Genomic DNA, 18,357 nt, shown 5'->3' on the forward strand with positions numbered 1-18,357 from the left:
CGTCACGGGTCTGTGACCACCGTCCACCGGCGGTGGAAAGCGACGCGCCCGGCGCGGTATGGATGGACGCATGAGCAGTGACGGGGGATCACGGAGCAGGCCGGACGAGCCGACGAGTTTTGAGCTGCAACCGCCGGACCGGGCGGCCGCCGTGCCGCACCCCGGCAACCCGTACGCGACACCGACCCAGGTCGTACCGCAGCGGGCGCAGGCCCCGGCGGCCACGCCCGCGGCGGCGGCTCCTTCGTCGTCCCCGGCGTCCCCGGCGTCCCCGTCGTCCGCGCCCGCCGCCGCCGCGCCCGACCCGGGGGCCGGGCGGCTGGTCGCCGGGCGCTACCGGCTGATCTCCAGGCTCGGGCACGGCGGCATGGGCACGGTGTGGCGGGCGAAGGACGAGACCGTGGACCGCGAGGTCGCCGTCAAGGAACCCCGCGTCCCCGACCATCTTCCCGAGCGCGAACGGGCCAACGCCTTCGAGCGGATGCGCCGCGAGGCGCGCGCCGCCGCCCGGCTCGACCATCCCGCGGTGGTCGGCGTGCACGACGTGGCGGTCGTGGACGGACAGCCGTGGATCGTGATGGAGCTGGTGCGCGGGCGCTCGCTCGGCGACGCCCTCCAGGAGGGCACCCTGGGCGCACGGGACGCCGCCCGGATCGGCCTGGAGGTGCTCGGCGCGCTGGAGGCCGCCCACGCCGCCGGCGTGCTGCACCGGGACGTGAAGCCGGACAACGTCCTGCTCGGCCGGCACGACCGGGTCGTCCTCACCGACTTCGGCATCGCGCAGATCGAGGGCGAGACCAGCCTGACCGACACCGGCGGATTCGTCGGCTCACCCGAGTACATCGCGCCGGAACGGGTGCTGGGCCGCCGCCCGGGTCCGGCGAGCGACCTGTGGTCGCTGGGCGTGGTGCTGTACGCGGCGACGGAGGGGGTCTCGCCGTTCCGCCGCAGCAACACCCCGGCCACACTTCAGTCGGTCCTCAACGCCACGCCCGCGCCGCCCGCCGCCGCGCAGGGCCCGCTGGCCGAGGTGATCACCGGCCTGCTGGACAAGGACCCCGCGCGCCGCCCGGACGCCGCCCGGGTCCGCGCCCTGCTGGACGCCGCCGCGAACCCGCCCGCTCCGCAGCCCACCCAGGTGGTCCCGGCCAGCTCGGTCCCGGGACCGGGCGCGGGAGCGCCGCCCGCGTCCCGCTGGAGCGTACGGCTGGGCCGCAACGCGTGGATCGCCCTCGCCGCGGCGGCGGTCGCGGCGGCGGTCGCGTCGTACCTCGTGGTCGCCGACCCCTTCGCCGGCCCCCTGCCGGAGGGCTGGAAGCAGCACGAACTCGGCGGCAGGCTCGGTATGAGCGTCGGAGTGCCCGCCGAGTTCGTGAAGGGGAAGCACCCGGACGACTGGGACGGCACCAACGAGACGTTCGCCGACCCGAGCGGCGCGGTCACCGTCGTCGTGGACCGGGACGTCAAGGCAGACGACCAGACCGGCGAGATGCCGGACACCGCGGGCGCCGCCGCCTGGGCGGACTGGGAGATGCTCAAGGACGGCGAGTACTCCTGGAACTTCGCCGCGGACCCCGCGCCGAAGGGCGAGCCGAGCGAGACCGAGTACCGGGGCGGGAAGGCCGCCGAGAACACCATCGCGTACACGACCGCGGACACGCAGAACCCCCGCGCCCGCGAGTTCCACATCCTGTACTACCGGGCAGGCGACGGGGACATGTACAAGGTCTCGGTCGACTACCCCCGCGAGGGCTACTTCGCCGACCAGGGACGGGAGATCGCCCGGACGGTGATCGCCAACTGGGAGGTCGGCAAGCTCTGATGACAGACCGGGGAGGGCTGGTCGGCGAGCGCTACCGGCTGCTGCGGCGCGTCGCCTCCGGGGCGGCGGGCACCGTCTGGCACGGTCTCGACGAGACCGAGAACCGCGACGTCGCCGTCCGGCGGCCGCGGCTGCCGGGCGACCCGGCGGACGACGCGTACCGCCGGGCCGTGCACCGCCTCCACCACGAGGCCCGGGCCGCAGCCCGCGTCGACCACCCCGCGGCCGTCCGCATCCACGACGTGGTCGTCGAGGACGCCGGACCCGACGGGCTGCCCTGGATCGTCATGGAGTGGGTCCCCGGCGAGTCCCTGCACGAGGCGCTGCTGCGCGGCCCGCTCGCACCCCCCGAGGCCGCCCGCATCGGCCTCGCCGTCCTCGGCGCCCTGCGGGCCGCGCACGCCGTCGGCATCGTGCACCGCGCGCTCGGACCCGACCACGTGCTGCTCGGCCCGCACGGCCGGGTCGTCCTCACCGGCTTCGGCACCGCCCACCCGCCGGGCGAGGAAGCCCTCCGGGGCACCGGACCCGCGGCCGACCTGCGGGCCCTGGGCGTCCTGCTGCACACCGCCCTGGGCGGCGACGGGGCACCGGCCGGACCGCTGGACCCGCTGGTCGGCCGGCTGCACTCGCCGGACGCCGGAGCCGGGCCGGGGGCGGAGGAGACCGGCCGGCTGCTGGAGGCGGTGGCCGGCGCCGCGCCGCCCACCGCGGACCGAAAAGAAGCGCTCAGGTCCAGCCCCACCGCGTAACGCCCTGATCAGCACGTTTGTTGCCAGCGGTCACTGGCGGCGTGTGAGCGGTCGGTGAATCACGGTGAATCCCCGTTACCGACGGGTACACAAAGGCCGCCCGGCGTCATACCCTGCGGCTCATGACGGACGCGCAGGCCCCGGCCCTCACCGGCACGAACCCCCTCGCCCCCACCCCGGAGGGCGCCCGCACCGCTGCCGACGTGGTCACGCCCGAGCTGGTCGCCCAGCTCACCAAGGGCGTGGCCGGCTCCGGCCGCACCGCCAACCACACCCCCTTCACCGGCGAGAAGCTGGCCGACCTGCCCGAGTCCACGCCCGAGGACGTGGCCGCCGCCTTCGGACGGGCCCGCGCCGCCCAGGCCGTCTGGGCGCGGGTGCCGGTGCGGCAGCGTGCCGCCGTCCTGCTGCGCTTCCACGACCTGGTCCTGGAGCGCCAGGCCGAGGTCCTCGACCTCATCCAGCTGGAGACCGGCAAGGCCCGCCTGCACGCCCACGAGGAGGTCCAGGCCGTCGCCGTCGCCGCCCGGCACTACGGCCGCAAGGCCCCCGCGTACCTGCGGCCCAAGCGGCACACCGGCGCCGTGCCGACCCTGACCAAGGTCACCGAACTGCGTCACCCGCGCGGCGTCGTCGGCCAGATCGCGCCCTGGAACTACCCCCTGGAACTGTCCGTCGGCGACGCGCTCCCCGCCTTCGTCGCGGGCAACGCCGTCGTCATGAAGCCCGACACCGAGACCTGCCTGACCGCCCTGTGGGCCCGTGACCTGCTCGTCGAGGCCGGGCTGCCGGCCGAGGTCTTCCAGGTCGTCCTCGGCGAGGGACCCGTCGTCGGCCCCGAGGTCGTCCGGCACGCCGACTACGTCTCCTTCACCGGCTCCACCCGCACCGGCCGCGAGGTCGCGCAGGGCGCCGCCGCCCGCCTGGTCGGCGTCTCCCTCGAACTCGGCGGCAAGAACGCCATGCTGGTCCTGGCGGACGCCGACATCGAGAAGGCCGCGGCGGGCGCCGTCCGCGCCTGCTTCTCCTCCGCCGGCCAGCTCTGCATCTCCATCGAGCGGCTCTACGTCCACGAGTCCGTCGCCGACGCCTTCCTGGACCGCTTCGCCGCCCGCACCAGGGCCATGCGGCTCGGCACCTCCCTCTCCTACGGCGCCGACATGGGCTCACTGGTGGGGGAGCGGCAGCTGGAGACCGTGACGCGGCACGTCGCGGACGCCGTCGAGCAGGGCGCCAAGCTGGTCGCCGGCGGTGTCGCCCGCCCCGACATCGGCCCGTACTTCTTCGAGCCGACCATCCTCGACGGCGTCGCCGCCCCCATGACCGTCTGCGCCGAGGAGACCTTCGGCCCGGTCGTCTCCGTCTACCGCTTCACGACCGAGGAGGAGGCCGTCGAGCACGCCAACTCCACGCCGTACGGCCTGAACTCCTCGGTCTGGACGAAGGACGCCCGGCGCGGCCGCGACGTCGCCGCGAGGCTGCGCACCGGCACCGTCAACATCAACGAGGGGTACGCGTCCGCCTACGGCAGCGTCCAGTCCCCGATGGGCGGCATGAAGGACTCCGGCCTCGGCCGCCGGCACGGCTCCGAGGGCATCCTCAAGTACACCGAGGCCCAGACGGTCGCCCACCAGCGGCTGCTGCCGATGGCACCGTCGCTGGGCATGGACGACGAGAAGTACGCGGCGTTCATGAGCCGCAGCCTGCGCCTGATGAAGACCTTCCGTCTTCGCTGAGCAGCCCGCAGCCACCCCGAACCAGCCTGAGCAGCCGCCACCCGTACCCGTTCTCGACGAGGAGAGCACGTGTCGCAGGAGAAGTCCGTCCAGACCCGGGACGAGAGCGAGAACGGGGCCGGGTACGACTACGACGTCGTCGTCGTGGGGTCGGGATTCGGAGGCTCCGTCTCCGCCCTCCGCCTCACCGAGAAGGGCTACCGCGTCGGCGTCCTCGAAGCCGGCCGCCGCTTCACCCGCGAGTCGCTGCCCAGGAACTCCTGGGACCTCAAGAACTACCTCTGGGCGCCGAAGCTCGGCATGTTCGGCATCCAGCGCATCCACCTGCTCGGCAACGTCATGGTCCTGGCCGGGGCCGGCGTGGGCGGCGGCTCCCTCAACTACGCCAACACGTTGTACGTGCCGCCGAAACCGTTCTTCGACGACCCCCAGTGGCGGGACATCACCGACTGGCACGCGGAACTGTCGCCGTACTACGACCAGGCCCGGCGCATGCTCGGAGTCCGTCTCAACCCGACGATGACCCCCTCCGACGTCCACCTGAAGGCCGCCGCCGAGAAGATGGGCTGCGGCGACAGCTTCCACATGGCCCCGGTCGGCGTCTTCTTCGGGGACGGCGAGGACGCCGACGGCACCGCGAAGGCCGGGCCGGGCGAGCAGGTGCCCGACCCCTACTTCGGCGGCGCGGGCCCCGACCGCAAGGCCTGCAACGAGTGCGGCGAGTGCATGACCGGCTGCCGGCACGGCGCGAAGAACACCCTGAACGAGAACTACCTGTACCTCGCCGAGAAGGCCGGCGCCGTCGTCCACCCGATGACGACGGTCGTCTCCGTCACCGAGGACTCGCGCGGCGGATTCGCGATCGCCACGCTCGCCACCGACCGCCAGAAGAAGGACACGGGCCGCACCTTCACCGCCCGCCGCGTCGTCATAGCCGCCGGCACCTACGGCACCCAGACCCTGCTGCACCGCATGAAGGCGGGCGGCCAGCTGCCCCACCTGTCCGACCGGCTCGGCGAGCTGACCCGCACCAACTCCGAGGCGCTGGTCGGCGCCCAGACCGACGACCGGCGCTACCGCACCGCCACCGGCGAGGCCCGGGCCGACTTCACGCGCGGCGTCGCCATCACGTCCTCGATCCACCCCGACGCCAACACCCACATCGAACCGGTGCGTTACGGCAAGGGCTCCAACTCGATGGGCGGCCTGTCGATCCTCCAGGTCCCCTACGCAGGACAGACCGCCTCGGGCGCCTCGCGCGTCCTGGGCTTCCTGGGCCACGCGGCCAAGCACCCGCTGCTGGTGCTGCGTTCGCTGTCCAACCGCAAGTGGTCCGAGCGGACCATCATCGGCCTGGTCATGCAGTCCCTGGACAACTCCCTGACCACGCACCTGAAACCGACGGGCGTCGGCAAGGGCCTGCTCACCGCCCGCCAGGGCCACGGCTCGCCCAACCCCAAGCAGATCAAGGCCGCCACCGACGGCGCCTCCGCGATCGCCGCCGAGATCAACGGCTTCGCCGGCTCCAACGTCGGCGAACTGATGGGCACCCCGCTCACCGCCCACTTCCTCGGCGGCTGCCCGATCGGCGCCTCCCGCGAGACCGGCGTCATCGACCCGTACCACCGCCTCTACGGCCACCCCGGCATCTCGGTCGTCGACGGCGCCGCGGTCTCCGCCAACCTGGGCGTCAACCCGTCCCTGACCATCACGGCGCAGGCCGAGCGCGCGATGTCGTACTGGCCGAACAACGGCGAGAGCGACCCGCGCCCCGCGCAGGGCGCCGCGTACGAGCGTCTGGCCGCCGTCGCGCCCCGCTCCCCGGCGGTCCCGGAGAAGGCCTTCGGCGCGCTGCGCCTGCCCTTCGTGAACCTGCCGACGGTGCCGCCGAAGAAGTAGCCGGCCGCGGGGAACGGCTCCGCAGAAGTGAAGCGGCGAGAGGGACCCGCACCCCCCTCCGAGTGCGGGTTCCTCTCACCCCGGCCCGGTCGCGGCGGGGGCGGCCGCCGTGACGGCGACCGCTGCCGCGGCGCGACGCAGCCTCATGACTGGTGTGATCAGTGAAACCTGTGAATGGTTGCTCCCGTGTTCACAGAATTCTTATGTGTCCTGTGTCACTGAAGTGACGGGAGGGGCCGGCGGACGCGACAGCCGCGACAGCCGCCGCAGTCGCGACAGGAGCGGCAGACGTGACAGCGGGACGGCATGGCGAAGGGCCCCGCGGAACTGCGGCCGCGGGGCCCTCCCTCTCAGCCGGCACCGGCGTCAGGGCAGCGCCGGTGCCTCGGGAGCGGCGCCGGGGGGTTGCGCCGCTGGCCGAAGATGCTTGCGATCGAACGAGGGACCCGTTCCGTCGGCCGGCTCCGGGCGTCCCCGGAGCCGGCCGTTCTCTTGGGTGACCGGGCTGCTGTCCCCTGCCGTCCGGTCACTTCCTGGAGCGAGGTCCCACGACGCACGGCACGATCCGTACGTCTCATCGCTCCAGCGAGCCACGCGTGGTTCTTTCGGGCCCGCCCCTGGCTGACACGGACACCGGGACCAACGAAGCCACGCGCCCGCCGGTCACGCGCCGTACGGGTGAGAAATCGCCCGAACTCAGATACGACCTCAGATGCGGCCTCGGACACGACCACGGGCAGGGCCTCAGGAACGACGCGGGTCGCGCCGCGCCCCGCGGGCGGTCGCACGCGTCACACGCGCCCGCGGCACAGCTCCAGCATCGTCATCGCCAGCGCCGTGCCCGGCCTGCCCAGCGCCTGCCGGTAGTGGTCCAGCACCTCCATCTCGCGCGAGAGGTTCACGCGCCGGCCGCCGGAGGTGATCCGCGCCTCCTGGATGACGGCGGACACGGCCATCCGTTCCTGGATCAGCCCGATGATCCGGTCGTCCAGCGCGTCGATCCGCTCCCGGGCGCCGGTGATCACGCCGGCGGCCTCGGAGGTGTGCGCGCCGGTCTTGTCGCTTGCGGTGACGGTCATGTCGGTGGCTCCTCGCCGAAGGGTGGCGGCACCCCGGACCGGCACGGTCCGCAAACGCCAGGCGCCCCGGACCTTGTCGGCCCGGGGCGCCTGGGAAGTCGCTCGTCAGTTGCTCAAGCAGCACGACCATGGCAGCCGGTGGGCCGGTTGCCATAGGTAAACAGGAAGGTCTGGTGCTTGCGCATGGCCCCAGTATGCCCCGGCGACGGTCGGTGTCCAAGCCGGTTCGCATGGTAAGACCCGAGGCGGCGCCGGGGGAGGGACACCCGCCGGGGCGGGGGAGGTGACGGCGGGCGGGGCCGGGCCACCCGCCCGGCTCGGTAGAATCGGGGGTACCAAGCCCCCCGCCCGACCGCCGGAAGGCACCCCGTGTCATCAGCGACTCCCGCTGCCGCCGCCCCCGACACCGTCCTGGTCGTCGACTTCGGCGCGCAGTACGCCCAGCTCATCGCCCGTCGTGTCCGCGAGGCGCGGGTCTACAGCGAGATCGTGCCGAGCTCCATGCCGGTCGAGGAGATCCTCGCCAAGAACCCGGCGGCCATCATCCTGTCCGGCGGCCCCTCCTCGGTGTACGAGCCCGGCGCCCCGACCCTGGACCGCTCCCTGTTCGAGGCCGGCGTCCCCGTCTTCGGCATGTGCTACGGCTTCCAGCTGATGGCGCAGACCCTCGGCGGCACCGTCGACAACTCCGGCGCCCGCGAGTACGGCCGCACCGACCTCACGGTCTCCAAGCCGTCCTCCACCCTCTTCGAGGGCACCCCCGCCGAGCAGGCCGTGTGGATGTCGCACGGCGACGCCTGCTCCGCCGCGCCCGAGGGCTTCGCCGTCACCGGCTCCACGGACGTGGTCCCGGTCGCCGCCTTCGAGAACGACGAGAAGAAGCTCTACGGCGTCCAGTACCACCCCGAGGTCATGCACTCCACGTACGGGCAGCAGGTGCTGGAGCACTTCCTGTACCGGGGAGCGGGCCTGCGCCCCGACTGGACCACGGGCAACGTGATCGAGGAGCAGGTCGCGGCCATCCGCGAGCAGGTCGGCGACAAGCGGGCCATCTGCGGCCTGTCCGGCGGCGTGGACTCCGCCGTCGCCGCCGCCCTCGTCCAGAAGGCCATCGGCACCCAGCTGACCTGCGTCTACGTCGACCACGGTCTGATGCGCAAGGGCGAGACCGAGCAGGTCGAGAAGGACTTCGTCGCGGCGACCGGCGTACAGCTCAAGGTCGTGGACGCCGAGGAGAGGTTCCTCAAGGCGCTCGCCGGGGTCTCGGACCCCGAGGAGAAGCGGAAGATCATCGGGCGCGAGTTCATCCGCGTCTTCGAGCAGGCGCAGCTGGAGATCCTCGAGGAGGACGGCCCCGAGGTCGCCTTCCTCGTGCAGGGCACGCTCTACCCGGACGTCGTCGAGTCCGGCGGCGGCACCGGCACCGCCAACATCAAGTCCCACCACAACGTGGGCGGACTCCCCGAGGACATCGAGTTCGAGCTGGTCGAGCCGCTGCGCCAGCTGTTCAAGGACGAGGTCCGGATGGTCGGCGCCGAGCTGGGCCTGCCGGAGGAGATCGTCCAGCGCCAGCCGTTCCCGGGCCCCGGCCTCGGTATCCGGATCGTCGGCGAGGTCACCAAGGAGCGGCTCGACCTGCTCCGCGAGGCCGACGCCATCGCCCGCGAGGAGCTGACCGCGGCCGGCCTCGACCGCGACATCTGGCAGTGCCCGGTGGTGCTGCTCGCCGACGTCCGCTCCGTCGGCGTCCAGGGCGACGGCCGCACCTACGGCCACCCGATCGTCCTGCGTCCCGTCTCGTCCGAGGACGCCATGACCGCCGACTGGTCCCGGCTGCCGTACGACGTGCTCTCCAAGATCTCGACCCGGATCACCAACGAGGTCAAGGACGTCAACCGGGTCGTCCTCGACGTGACCTCGAAGCCGCCGGGGACGATCGAGTGGGAGTGAGCCGCGAGGCTCCCTCCACGTGCGCCTGACGGTGCGCACGGGCTGACCGGGCTGCCAGATCTCGACGACGAGGTACGCGTGGTCCTCCACGGAGGTCCGCACGACCTCCGTCAGCTCGGTCCGGAAGAGGTGGAACGGCTCCGGCGGTTCCACCTCTTTCCCGTACCCGTCCTTCACCGCGGGGTCCGCGACCTCCACCGCCCGTCCGGTGATCCGCACGTCCCCGCCGCTCATGCCGGTGCCCGCTCCGGGGTCGGCCTTTCTGCCGGGTGACCGGCCGGGGGTCAACACGGCGACCGGCGCATCACCCCCGCTGAGCGGACCCGCAGCGGGGCGGCGGGCGGACGGGGGCCGGAGTACGGCACAATTCGCTTTCGTCCCAAGGGACTTAGAGGCTTGGACGGCTTCTTCCCACGGTCGCTCGGGACGGTTTCTCACCAGGGTGCGGGAAGGCGGGCGTCGGGCGTGGCGGTGCAGGAGGCGAGACGCGGGAGCGGCTCGGACAAGGGCGCGTACGAGGCGGCGCACGGCGGTGGCTGCACCTGCGGGGACTGCCCGCACGGGGCCCGTGAGGGGCACCGCCGGGCGGTCGCCGCGTTCCTGAGGCGGCGGGACGAGTTCGCGGCCGGGCAGGGCCTTCCGGCGGCGGTGGCCCACTCGGCCTCCGCCTCCCGCCAGTGGGTCTCGGAGGAGTTGACCCAGTCCGCGGAAGCCGTCGCCGAACGCGGCCGGGCCGAGGGCGACGCCTGGCTCGCGGGGCTGGGCCGGCGCACTGCGGCCGCCGTGTGGGCGGGGACCGTCCTGCTGCTGCTCGGGCAGTGCCTCACCGCCGTCGGCGCCGGCTGGTCGGCGGCGCGCACCGCCGGGCTGGCGGCGGCGCTGGTGCTGGCCGGGGCGCTGACGGCGGCGTCGTACTTCCACCGGGCCCGGGGCGGCGCGCTGGCCCCGGTCGTCGGCGAGGACAACCGGCTGTCCACCTCCCGTGCCGTGGCGGCGGCCTGGGTCCTCTTCGTCGCCTACGCGGTGCTCGTGCTGGCCGGGCAGCTGGCCGTCGCCTCGGACGCGGACCGGCGCGACGCGCTGATCTCGGGCCTCGGGCTGGGCCGCGGCACCGGCACCGTGACGGTGCTCGCGGTGGTCTGCGGGATCGCGGTCCTGGTGCGCCGGGTGGTCGGGCTGCGCGTGCTGGGACAGCGGTTGCAGAAGGTACGGGCCGACCGGCCGCGCGCCTCCGACCTGCTGACGGACGACGCCGGCCGCGGCACCTTCGCCGACATCCAGTACGTCGTGATCGCCGCCGTGGCCCTCGTGTTCGCGGCCGTGCGCCTGGCCCGCCGCCCGGAGCAGCTGCCCGACCTGCCGTGGGGCCTGGCGGTGGTGGTGCTCGTGTCGGCGGCGACCTACGTGGCCGGGAAGTACGCCGAGGGCGGCCGGCCGGTGATCCTCTCCGTGGTCCGGGCCCGGGAGGCCGGCGACCTGGACGCGCCGATCCGCACCGGCGACGACATCGAGATCCGCGGCGCGGGCTTCGTGCCGCCGGGCGCCCAGCGGGCGGACCGGCTGTCCCGGATGGTCGTCCGGATCGGCGCGGTCAACGTCCACGTGCCCCTGGTCCCGGTGACGGGCGGCTTCAGCAACCCGACGGACGACCTGCTCACGGTGCCCGTCCCGGCGGACGTCGAACCGGGCCGGGTGGACGTCCAGGTGGTCACCGGGGCGGGCGTGGAGACCAACCGGTACGCGATCGACGTGACGGACTGACACCCCGCGCCCCGGCCCGGCGGCCGGCCGGCGTCGGTGACCTGTCGGAACACGGTGAGAAACCGGTCGCCGAGGGGTGAGCGGGGACCCCCTGTCGTACGTATGGTCTGCTGGGGGGTCCGGGCACACGGGGCGAGAGGCGGCTGGCGATGATGACTCACGGTGTGCGGACGGACGTCCACCTCTCCCCCGGGGGCGGGGGGACCTGGCGGGACCACGCCGCCCGGTACGCGCTCGTCCCGCTGCGCATCTTCCTCGGCGTCACCTTCGTCTACGCCGGCCTGGACAAGCTCACCGACAGCGCCTTCATGAAGGACGCGGGCGCCGGCTCCGTCGGCGACATGATGCGTGCCGTCCGCGACTCCTCGGCCGTCCCCGCCCTGGTCGACCTCGCCCTGAAGAGCCCGTCCGGCTTCGGCTACGCCATCGCCCTGGGCGAGCTGGCGGTCGGTCTCGGCACGCTGCTCGGACTCCTCACCCGGATCGCGGCGCTCGGCGGCGCGCTGATCTCGCTCAGCCTGTGGCTGACCGTCAGCTGGGCCTCCGACCCGTACTACTACGGGAACGACCTCGCCTACCTGATGGCCTGGCTCCCCCTCGTCCTCGCGGGTGCCCCGCTGCTGTCCCTGGACGCCGTGCTGCGCTCCCGGCGCCGGCGCCGCACCGGCGGCTACCGGTAGCGGCGGCCGCCCCCGCTGCCCGTCAGCGGGGGAAGCCGGTCTCCGGCTCGTCCGGCGCCGTCGCGCGGCGCGCCCCGCGGCGCCGGTGGACGGAGCGGGCCACGACCCCGACCGCGCCGGCGGTGCAGAGCCCGCCCGTGACGACCGGGACCAGCACGAACCACGGCGTCTCCCACAGGCCGCCCGCGTCGCCGGCGTAGACGACTCCGGCCAGCATCAGGAAGACACCGGCCACCAGCCGCCCCGGCTGGAACTCATGACGCCACACGGGTCACCTCCGCCTGACCGACGCCGACCTGGAGGTCGAGGTCGAGCGTGCCGCCGTTCCCGCCGCCCTCGGCGGGAGGCAGGGTGATCTCCTTGTGCTTGCCCGGTGCCACGTCCACGTCCTTCTCGTCGTCGCCCGGCAGCTGGATGTCGCCCACCCCCACCTCGACACTGAGCCGCACGGTCACGTCCCTCGGCACCACCACCCGTATCCGTCCCACGCCCACGTCCGCCCGGGTGGTCAGCGTCCGTCCCTCGGCCAGGTCGAGGCGGGACAGGTCGAGGGTGCCGCTGCCCGCGCCGACGTCGTACCGGTCGCGCACGTCGGCGACCGCGGTGGGCCGCCAGGTGGTGCGCACCCATTCGGTGCCGACCTCCTGGGGGATCGCGGTCGTCCCGGCGAGCAGGCCCGCCGTGACGACCGCGAGGAAGACCGAGCCGGCTCCCGTACGCCCGAGGAAGGCGCTGACCGCGATACCGAGGCCGAAGGCGGCGAGGGCACACGCGAGCCCGGTTTGCAGGCTGGTGGCGAGCGTCCGGTCGTCCCAGGTCAGCCGGGTCCCGAGGAAGCCCGCGAGCAGGGCGAGGAGGAACACCCAGCCGCCGATCCCCCGGGAGCCGCGCACCTGCGGCGACCGGGAACCGAGGTCGTCCTCCAGGGCCCGGTCGCGGCGCCCCCGGGTCCCGCGGCCGATGGTGACGGCCGCCGCGACGTCGCGGCGCGCGGAGTCCGGCGGGCCCCACATGTATCCCGTCCCGCCGTCGTGCGTGCCGTCCTTGACGATGGGGTCCCGCCACCAGGAGGGCCAGGTGTACATGATCGGCGGTGCCTGGGCCTCCGGCGGGGCGTCGGCGACGGCCTGGGCCGACAGCGGGTCCGGCTCGGGCGTCCGGCGGTGCCGCGACCAGTATCCGGCGCCCGCCAGCAGCAGGGAGAGGACGACGGCGAAGGTCAGCACGCCGCCGTTGTGCAACATGGTGAGGAAGACCCCGCAGCCGACCAGGGCGAAGAGCACGGCCGCCAGGGCCTGGCCGTCGACCCGGCCGGTCAGCAGCTTGCGCACCTCGTTCTCCTCCTCGTCGTCGTACGGGACGAAGAGCCAGGCGAAGCCGTAGAAGAGGAGACCGATGCCGCCGGTCGCGGAGAGCACCGCGAGGGTGATCCGGAAGATCACCGGATCCAGGTCGCACTGCCGGCCGAGACCCGCGCACACTCCGGCGAGCGTCTTGTGCCGCCGGTCGCGCCGGAACCGGTGCGGCGGCCCGGGAGCATCCGCGCCGCCGACGGCGCCCGCGCCGGCCGTGGCGCCCGCGCCGCCCGCACCGGCGTCCGCGGCGGGCGCGGCACCCTGCGGCCCGTCGCCCTGCGGGGGGCGCGGGCCGGAGCCGGGTCCCGGACCCGTCGCGGCGTGCTCGTGATCTGTCATGCGTCCATGGTGACGGCCGTGACGCCGTGACGGGAGCCGGTTCGACCCTGGTCGGACCCTGATATCGGCCCTGACTCCGGGCCCGGGAGGCGTTCGAGGCGCGCCGGGAGCGCCACGGGCCGAAGATCAGGGGCGAGTGGGGGAACGACCCTGATGCCCCTACTCCCGCCCGCGTGTGAACATCGGTGTCATGCCGGAAGCCGCAGCAGCACCCGTCGTCGGACCGCGGCCGCCGCGCAAGCTCTACCGCAGCAGCGACGGACGCTGGCTCGGCGGGGTGGCGCGGGGGCTCGCCGGGCATCTCGGGCTGCCCGTGATCTGGGTCCGGTTCGCCTTCGTCGGCCTGTTCATGGCCGACGGCCTGGGCGCGCTGCTGTACGCGGCCTTCTGGTTCTTCGTGCCGCTGGGGGTCGGGGGCGTGGAGGCGCAGAAGCCGCCGTCCCTCGTCACCTCCGAGACGACGCCGGACGGCCGCCGCCGGCTCGTGGCCCGTAGACCGGACAAGGGGCAGATGGTCGCGCTGCTCCTCATGGTCGTCGTCGCCCTGGTCTTCGTGGGCAACGTCGACCTGGGCGGCGGGGCCAAGGCGTACCTCTGGCCGACCGTGCTCGTCGGCGCGGGCGTCGCCCTCGTCTGGCGCCAGGCGGACAACGCGCGCCGGGCCCGCTGGGCCGAGGTGGGACGCCACCGCCGGACCGTCACCCTGCTGCGCTCGGTGGCGGGCGTCCTGCTGGTGACGGCGGGCGTCACCGGCATCTTCGTCCTCCAGGGGTCCGCGGCCCACCTCGGTTCGGTCCTCCAGGCGGCCCTCGCCGTCCTCGTCGGCATCACCCTCCTCGCCGGCCCCTACCTGGTCCGGATGACGCAGGACCTGTCCGAGGAGCGGCTGATGCGCATCCGCGCGCAGGAGCGCGCCGAGGTCGCCGCACACGTCCACGACTCCGTGCTGCACACCCTGACGCTGATCCAGCGCAACGCGGAGAACGCGGGCGAGGTGCGCCGCCTGGCCCGCGCCCAGGAGCGCGACCTGCGCACCTGGCTCTACAAGCCGGAGGGCAACGGCAAGGACGAGGACGACGAGCCCACCACCCTCGCCGAGGCCGTGAAGCGCAACGCGGCGGAGGTCGAGGACAAGCACGGCGTCCCCATCGAGGTGGTGGTCGTCGGCGACTGCCCGCTCGACGAGCGGACCAGCGCACAGATGCAGGCCGCGCGTGAAGCGATGGTGAACGCGGCCAAGTACGGTGGCGAGGGCGGCGCCGTACAGGTCTTCGCCGAAGTCGAGGGCAGGACGGTCTTCGTGTCCGTCCGGGACCGCGGCCCCGGCTTCGACCTGGACTCGATACCCGCCGACCGCATGGGCGTCAGAGAATCGATCATCGGCCGGATGGAGCGCAACGGCGGCACGGCGCGGCTGCGCGCGGTGCCGGACGGCGGCACGGAGGTCGAACTGGAGATGGAGAGGGCGGAGAAGACGTCATGAGCGACCCGACCGAGGCGAACCGAACGGCGGGAGCGGGCGGAGCGGCCGAGCCCGCGCGGCCGGCCGGTGACGGCGCGGGGGAGCGCCGCGTACGCGTGGTGCTCGTCGACGACCACCGCATGTTCCGCACCGGCGTCCAGGCCGAGATCGGCCAGACCGCCGAGACCGGGGTCGAGGTCGTCGGGGAGGCCGCCGACGTGGACCAGGCCGTCACGGTCATCACCGCGACCCGCCCCGAGGTCGTCCTGCTCGACGTGCACCTCCCCGGCGGAGGCGGGGTCGAGGTGCTGCGCCGCTGCGCGCCCCTGATGAGCGACGCCGAGCGGCCCGTCCGCTTCCTCGCGCTGTCCGTCTCGGACGCGGCGGAGGACGTGATCGGCGTGATCCGCGGCGGCGCCCGGGGCTACGTGACCAAGACCATCAACGGCACCGACCTGGTCGACTCCGTCTTCCGCGTACAGGAGGGGGACGCCGTCTTCTCCCCGCGGCTGGCCGGCTTCGTCCTCGACGCGTTCGCCTCCACCGACGCCCCGCCGGTCGACGAGGACCTCGACCGGCTCACCCAGCGCGAGCGCGAGGTGCTGCGCCTGATCGCCCGCGGCTACGCCTACAAGGAGATCGCCAAGCAGCTGTACATCTCGGTGAAGACGGTCGAGTCCCACGTGTCGGCGGTCCTGCGCAAGCTCCAGCTGTCCAACCGGCACGAGCTGACCCGCTGGGCGACGGCACGACGGCTGGTCTGACCGCCCCGCGACAGGTGTCTCAGGCCACCCGCGCGGCCCCCGCGAACGGCATCTCGTCGACGGGGGCCACGCGGACCGGCGCCGACGGGTTCGGGGCGTGGATCATCTGCCCGTTGCCGACGTAGATGCCGACGTGGCTGATGCCCGAGTAGAAGAAGACCAGGTCGCCCGGGAGGAGTTCGGACCGTGAGACCCGGCGGCCCGTGTCGATCTGGGCGTAGGTCGTGCGCGGCAGGGAGATTCCGGCGGCCCGGTAGGCGGCCTGGGTGAGGCCCGAGCAGTCGAAGGCGTTCGGGCCGGTCGCGCCCCACACGTAGGGGCTGCCGAGCTTCTGGTAGGCGTAGGCGACGGCCGCCGCCGCCCGGGGGTTGGGTGCCTGGGCGGACGCGGCCAGGCCCTCCCGGGGCCCGGCGGAAGAGGCGCGGGAGGCGCGGGGAGCACCGTCCGCGGTCGCCCCGCCGGCGCCGGCGCGTTCCTCGGCGGTCAGCCGGGACAGCAGGCGGCGGGCCGCCTCCAGCTTGCCGTTGACGGTCTCGCGGTGGCGTCTCAGCTCGGCCCGTCGCGACGTGAGCGAGGCCACCTCGATGCGGGCCGCGCCGCGCAGCTGCTCGATGTCGCGGAGCTCCTTGCGCACCCGCCCGACGGCCGCGGACTGCCGGCTGCCCGCGCGCTCGGCGAACGCGGCGCCGTCGAGGTAGCGGTCCGGGTCGGAGGAGAGCGCGAGTTGCAGCGCCGGGTCCAGGCCACCGCTGCGGTACTGCGCGGCCGCGACCGCGCCCAGCGCCTCCCGCGCCGTGTTCAGCCGGTCCTCCTTGCGGGCGGCCTCGTCCCGCAGCTCCTCCAGGCGCCGTTCCGCGGCATCCGCCTTCTCCTTCGTGCCGTTGTACTTCTCCGTGGCCACCTCTGCCTCCTGGTAGAGCTTGTCCACCTTGGCCCTGACCTGCGCCGCCGTCGGCTGCGGATCGGCGTGACCGGTACCGCCCAGCCCCGCCGCGGTGGCCGCGCCCGCGAGGGTGAGGGTGGCCGCGGTACGGGCTCTGCCGCCGCCCGTCGCGCGCTGTCGCGGCCTGCGGTGCGTTCCCACCTGTGCTCCACGTCCTTCCGTACGACTCGACTCCGGCCCGCGCCGGGTCGGCTCCGGTCCGCGCCGGCTGCCCGGGCCAGGACGCTAGGCGCGTCGGTAACGGTCCGGTGACGGGATGCGCGGAAGTGGCGGTACCGGATCGACGGCGACCGTAAGTGAGCGTCACCCCCGTCGGAGCCCGTCGTCTTCACACAGGGTGATGACCGATATGCCGGACCGGGGGCGGGCGGGGTGCGTGAGCTGTTATGGGAGCGCCGAGGCGGCCCGGTGCCCGGGCGGGTGCGGGTGCTCACTAGGCTCCGGCCTCATGGACGTACTCATCCACCTCTTCGTCGGCCTGCACATCGTCGGGATCGCCGCGCTCCTCGGGGGGTTCCTGACCCAGATGAAGGCGATGGGCCGGGGCACCGCCAGGTACACCCCCGCGATGCTGCACGGCGCGCTGACGATGCTGGTCACCGGTGCCGTCCTGATCGGCCTCAACCAGGCTCAGGACCACCCCGTCGACAACGTCAAGATGGGCGTGAAGCTCGCCCTCCTGATCGTGATCCTCGGCCTGGTCTACGTGAAGCGCGACGACGAGAAGGTGGAGAAGCCGCTGTTCGCCCTGGTGGGCGCGCTGACCCTGGCGAACGTCTTCATCGCGGTGCTGTGGACCTGACCGCCCCGGCGTCCCCGGGACCGGACCGCAGCCCCGCCCGGGCCTGGGCGACCGCCCCCGCCGCGACCGCCAGCCACCCGGCCACCGCGATCCACAGCAGCGCCCGGCCGGGCGCGTCCAGCCACGGGACGTCGACGGCGGCGGCCACCGACAGCGTCGCCGCCGCCGTCATGCCGAGCGGGAAGACCGTCGACCAGCGGCGCACGTCGTAGCGGACGCGGGGCCAGGCGATCTCGGCCGCCAGCAGCACGGCGTACCAGGCGAGGTCGAGGGCGAGCAGGAAGACGGTCAGGTCGTGGAGCACGGCCTGGTCGTCGGCGTTCCACAGGTACATGCCGGTGCCGGCCGCCGCGAGCAGCTTGGAGCCGGCCAGCGCCGAGATGGCGAGCGCGCCGCCCGCCACCCAGTGGTCCCCGGAACCCCGGGCCACCTGCCGCAGATCGAAGCGGAACAGCGCGATCAGATAGAGCGCGATCCCCAGCCAGAACGGCACCAGGGCCGTGTGCGCCAGCCACGGGGTCGAGGTGGCCGCGGCCAGCGTGGCGGCCAGCACGGCGAGCCCCTCCGTGGCCACGCAGCCCAGGAACACCGCCCCCGGCATCCTCCGCCCCCAGTGCCGCACCACCAGAGACAGCAGCCACGGCCACAGCAGGGCCGACAGCGCCAGCAGCACCGCCGCCAGCAGCGTCCAACCGAGCAGAGAGAACCGGGTACCGAGCACGGTCGTCGCGGCCACGGCGGTGAGCGCGCCCGGCGTCCCCGCCTGCTTCACCCACTGCGCCCGCTCGACGAGCAGCAGGTAGACGAAGTTCGCCGCCAGCGTGAGCCAGGCGGCACAGGCCAGGACCAGGGCGATCCGGGACAGCACCTCGCGGCCCGTCAGATGCAGGGCGACCGACACGATGCCGGTCGCCATCACCGCGGCCCCGGCGGCCGGCGGGCGCTGCGCCCACCAGGCGCGCAGAGCGTGGGGACGGGTGGCCGCTGCCGAGGACGCCGATGACATGGGCTCG

General features: G+C 73.8%; 15 protein-coding genes and 1 pseudogene. 10 read left to right on the plus strand and 6 right to left on the minus strand.

Annotated features, from left to right (window positions below):
* The first annotated feature begins 70 nt into the window (after positions 1 to 70).
* The 4 genes from ACIBCJ_RS26690 to ACIBCJ_RS26705 all read left to right on the plus strand — a co-directional run bounded on the left by ACIBCJ_RS26690 (position 71) and on the right by ACIBCJ_RS26705 (position 6,209).
* Positions 71 to 1,822 (plus strand): serine/threonine-protein kinase, encoded by a 1,752-nt coding sequence (locus ACIBCJ_RS26690; RefSeq protein ID WP_365980450.1) that lies wholly within the window; start codon positions 71 to 73, stop codon positions 1,820 to 1,822.
* Positions 1,822 to 2,574 carry a serine/threonine-protein kinase gene (locus tag ACIBCJ_RS26695; RefSeq protein WP_365980451.1) on the plus strand — a complete coding sequence of 251 codons (753 nt, stop codon included), beginning with the start codon at positions 1,822 to 1,824 and terminating at the stop codon, positions 2,572 to 2,574. Before ACIBCJ_RS26690 ends, ACIBCJ_RS26695 begins: the two co-directional genes overlap by 1 nt.
* Before the next feature lie 122 nt (positions 2,575 to 2,696).
* Positions 2,697 to 4,310, plus strand: coding sequence for a succinic semialdehyde dehydrogenase (locus tag ACIBCJ_RS26700; protein WP_365980452.1), 1,614 nt, complete (start codon positions 2,697 to 2,699; stop codon positions 4,308 to 4,310).
* Positions 4,311 to 4,379: 69 nt separating this feature from the next.
* Positions 4,380 to 6,209 (plus strand): GMC family oxidoreductase, encoded by a 1,830-nt coding sequence (locus ACIBCJ_RS26705; RefSeq protein ID WP_365980453.1) that lies wholly within the window; start codon positions 4,380 to 4,382, stop codon positions 6,207 to 6,209.
* A gap of 791 nt (positions 6,210 to 7,000) precedes the next feature.
* Here ACIBCJ_RS26705 and ACIBCJ_RS26710 read toward each other — a convergent pair.
* Positions 7,001 to 7,288 (minus strand): chorismate mutase, encoded by a 288-nt coding sequence (locus ACIBCJ_RS26710; protein WP_362100913.1) that lies wholly within the window; start codon positions 7,286 to 7,288, stop codon positions 7,001 to 7,003.
* A 369-nt stretch (positions 7,289 to 7,657) separates the two neighbouring features.
* Between ACIBCJ_RS26710 and guaA the strand changes: the two genes are divergently transcribed.
* Positions 7,658 to 9,238: a glutamine-hydrolyzing GMP synthase gene (gene guaA / locus ACIBCJ_RS26715; protein ID WP_133887741.1), complete on the plus strand. Its 1,581-nt coding sequence runs from the start codon at positions 7,658 to 7,660 to the stop codon at positions 9,236 to 9,238.
* A gap of 18 nt (positions 9,239 to 9,256) precedes the next feature.
* On the opposite strand, the pseudogene ACIBCJ_RS26720 reads toward guaA, so the two are convergent.
* Positions 9,257 to 9,499: pseudogene (locus ACIBCJ_RS26720) on the minus strand (pyridoxamine 5'-phosphate oxidase family protein); the annotation flags it as partial.
* 204 nt (positions 9,500 to 9,703) lie between these two features.
* Between ACIBCJ_RS26720 and ACIBCJ_RS26725 the strand changes: the two are divergent.
* Positions 9,704 to 10,999 (plus strand): hypothetical protein, encoded by a 1,296-nt coding sequence (locus ACIBCJ_RS26725; protein ID WP_362100918.1) that lies wholly within the window; start codon positions 9,704 to 9,706, stop codon positions 10,997 to 10,999.
* Between the two features lie 152 nt (positions 11,000 to 11,151).
* Positions 11,152 to 11,679 (plus strand): DoxX family protein, encoded by a 528-nt coding sequence (locus tag ACIBCJ_RS26730; RefSeq protein WP_362100962.1) that lies wholly within the window; start codon positions 11,152 to 11,154, stop codon positions 11,677 to 11,679.
* Between the two features lie 22 nt (positions 11,680 to 11,701).
* On the opposite strand, the gene ACIBCJ_RS26735 is transcribed toward ACIBCJ_RS26730, so the two are convergent.
* Both ACIBCJ_RS26735 and ACIBCJ_RS26740 read right to left on the minus strand, forming a co-directional pair.
* The gene (locus ACIBCJ_RS26735; protein WP_362100921.1) at positions 11,702 to 11,947 is read right to left on the minus strand and encodes a hypothetical protein; all 246 of its coding nucleotides are present in this window, start codon (positions 11,945 to 11,947) and stop codon (positions 11,702 to 11,704) included.
* Positions 11,934 to 13,373, minus strand: a complete 1,440-nt coding sequence (locus tag ACIBCJ_RS26740) for a PspC domain-containing protein (protein WP_365980454.1) — start codon at positions 13,371 to 13,373, stop codon at positions 11,934 to 11,936. Before ACIBCJ_RS26740 ends, ACIBCJ_RS26735 begins: the two co-directional genes overlap by 14 nt.
* Before the next feature lie 190 nt (positions 13,374 to 13,563).
* On the opposite strand from ACIBCJ_RS26740, the gene ACIBCJ_RS26745 reads away from it, so the two are divergent.
* Together ACIBCJ_RS26745 and ACIBCJ_RS26750 are read left to right on the plus strand one after the other, a co-directional pair.
* A complete protein-coding gene (locus tag ACIBCJ_RS26745) occupies positions 13,564 to 14,856 on the plus strand; it encodes a PspC domain-containing protein (protein ID WP_362103521.1) in 1,293 nt (430 codons plus the stop codon).
* Complete coding sequence (locus ACIBCJ_RS26750; protein WP_362103522.1) at positions 14,853 to 15,599, plus strand: response regulator transcription factor; 747 nt, start codon at positions 14,853 to 14,855, stop codon at positions 15,597 to 15,599. Before ACIBCJ_RS26745 ends, ACIBCJ_RS26750 begins: the two co-directional genes overlap by 4 nt.
* 19 nt (positions 15,600 to 15,618) lie before the next feature.
* Here the strand turns inward: ACIBCJ_RS26750 and ACIBCJ_RS26755 are convergent, their stop codons facing one another.
* Positions 15,619 to 16,683 (minus strand): NlpC/P60 family protein, encoded by a 1,065-nt coding sequence (locus tag ACIBCJ_RS26755; RefSeq protein WP_362502689.1) that lies wholly within the window; start codon positions 16,681 to 16,683, stop codon positions 15,619 to 15,621.
* A gap of 307 nt (positions 16,684 to 16,990) precedes the next feature.
* On the opposite strand from ACIBCJ_RS26755, the gene ACIBCJ_RS26760 reads away from it, so the two are divergent.
* Positions 16,991 to 17,344, plus strand: a complete 354-nt coding sequence (locus ACIBCJ_RS26760) for a hypothetical protein (protein WP_362103524.1) — start codon at positions 16,991 to 16,993, stop codon at positions 17,342 to 17,344.
* On the opposite strand, the gene ACIBCJ_RS26765 is transcribed toward ACIBCJ_RS26760, so the two are convergent.
* Positions 17,322 to 18,350, minus strand: coding sequence for a tellurite resistance/C4-dicarboxylate transporter family protein (locus ACIBCJ_RS26765; protein WP_362103525.1), 1,029 nt, complete (start codon positions 18,348 to 18,350; stop codon positions 17,322 to 17,324). The genes ACIBCJ_RS26760 and ACIBCJ_RS26765 overlap by 23 nt on opposite strands.
* Positions 18,351 to 18,357 lie beyond the last annotated feature (7 nt).

Origin of the sequence: Streptomyces sp. NPDC051136, assembly GCF_044455745.1 — a bacterium.
Classification (GTDB): Bacteria; Actinomycetota; Actinomycetes; order Streptomycetales; family Streptomycetaceae; genus Streptomyces.

Coding starts and splice junctions, on each gene's coding strand:
- ACIBCJ_RS26690 (WP_365980450.1), top strand. CDS start 71: ATGAGCAGTGACGGGGGATCACGGAGCAGGCCGGACGAGCCGACGAGT.
- ACIBCJ_RS26695 (WP_365980451.1), top strand. CDS start 1,822: ATGACAGACCGGGGAGGGCTGGTCGGCGAGCGCTACCGGCTGCTGCGG.
- ACIBCJ_RS26700 (WP_365980452.1), top strand. CDS start 2,697: ATGACGGACGCGCAGGCCCCGGCCCTCACCGGCACGAACCCCCTCGCC.
- ACIBCJ_RS26710 (WP_362100913.1), bottom strand. CDS start 7,288: ATGACCGTCACCGCAAGCGACAAGACCGGCGCGCACACCTCCGAGGCC.
- ACIBCJ_RS26730 (WP_362100962.1), top strand. CDS start 11,152: ATGACTCACGGTGTGCGGACGGACGTCCACCTCTCCCCCGGGGGCGGG.
- ACIBCJ_RS26740 (WP_365980454.1), bottom strand. CDS start 13,373: ATGACAGATCACGAGCACGCCGCGACGGGTCCGGGACCCGGCTCCGGC.
- ACIBCJ_RS26745 (WP_362103521.1), top strand. CDS start 13,564: ATGCCGGAAGCCGCAGCAGCACCCGTCGTCGGACCGCGGCCGCCGCGC.
- ACIBCJ_RS26750 (WP_362103522.1), top strand. CDS start 14,853: ATGAGCGACCCGACCGAGGCGAACCGAACGGCGGGAGCGGGCGGAGCG.
- ACIBCJ_RS26760 (WP_362103524.1), top strand. CDS start 16,991: ATGGACGTACTCATCCACCTCTTCGTCGGCCTGCACATCGTCGGGATC.
- ACIBCJ_RS26765 (WP_362103525.1), bottom strand. CDS start 18,350: ATGTCATCGGCGTCCTCGGCAGCGGCCACCCGTCCCCACGCTCTGCGC.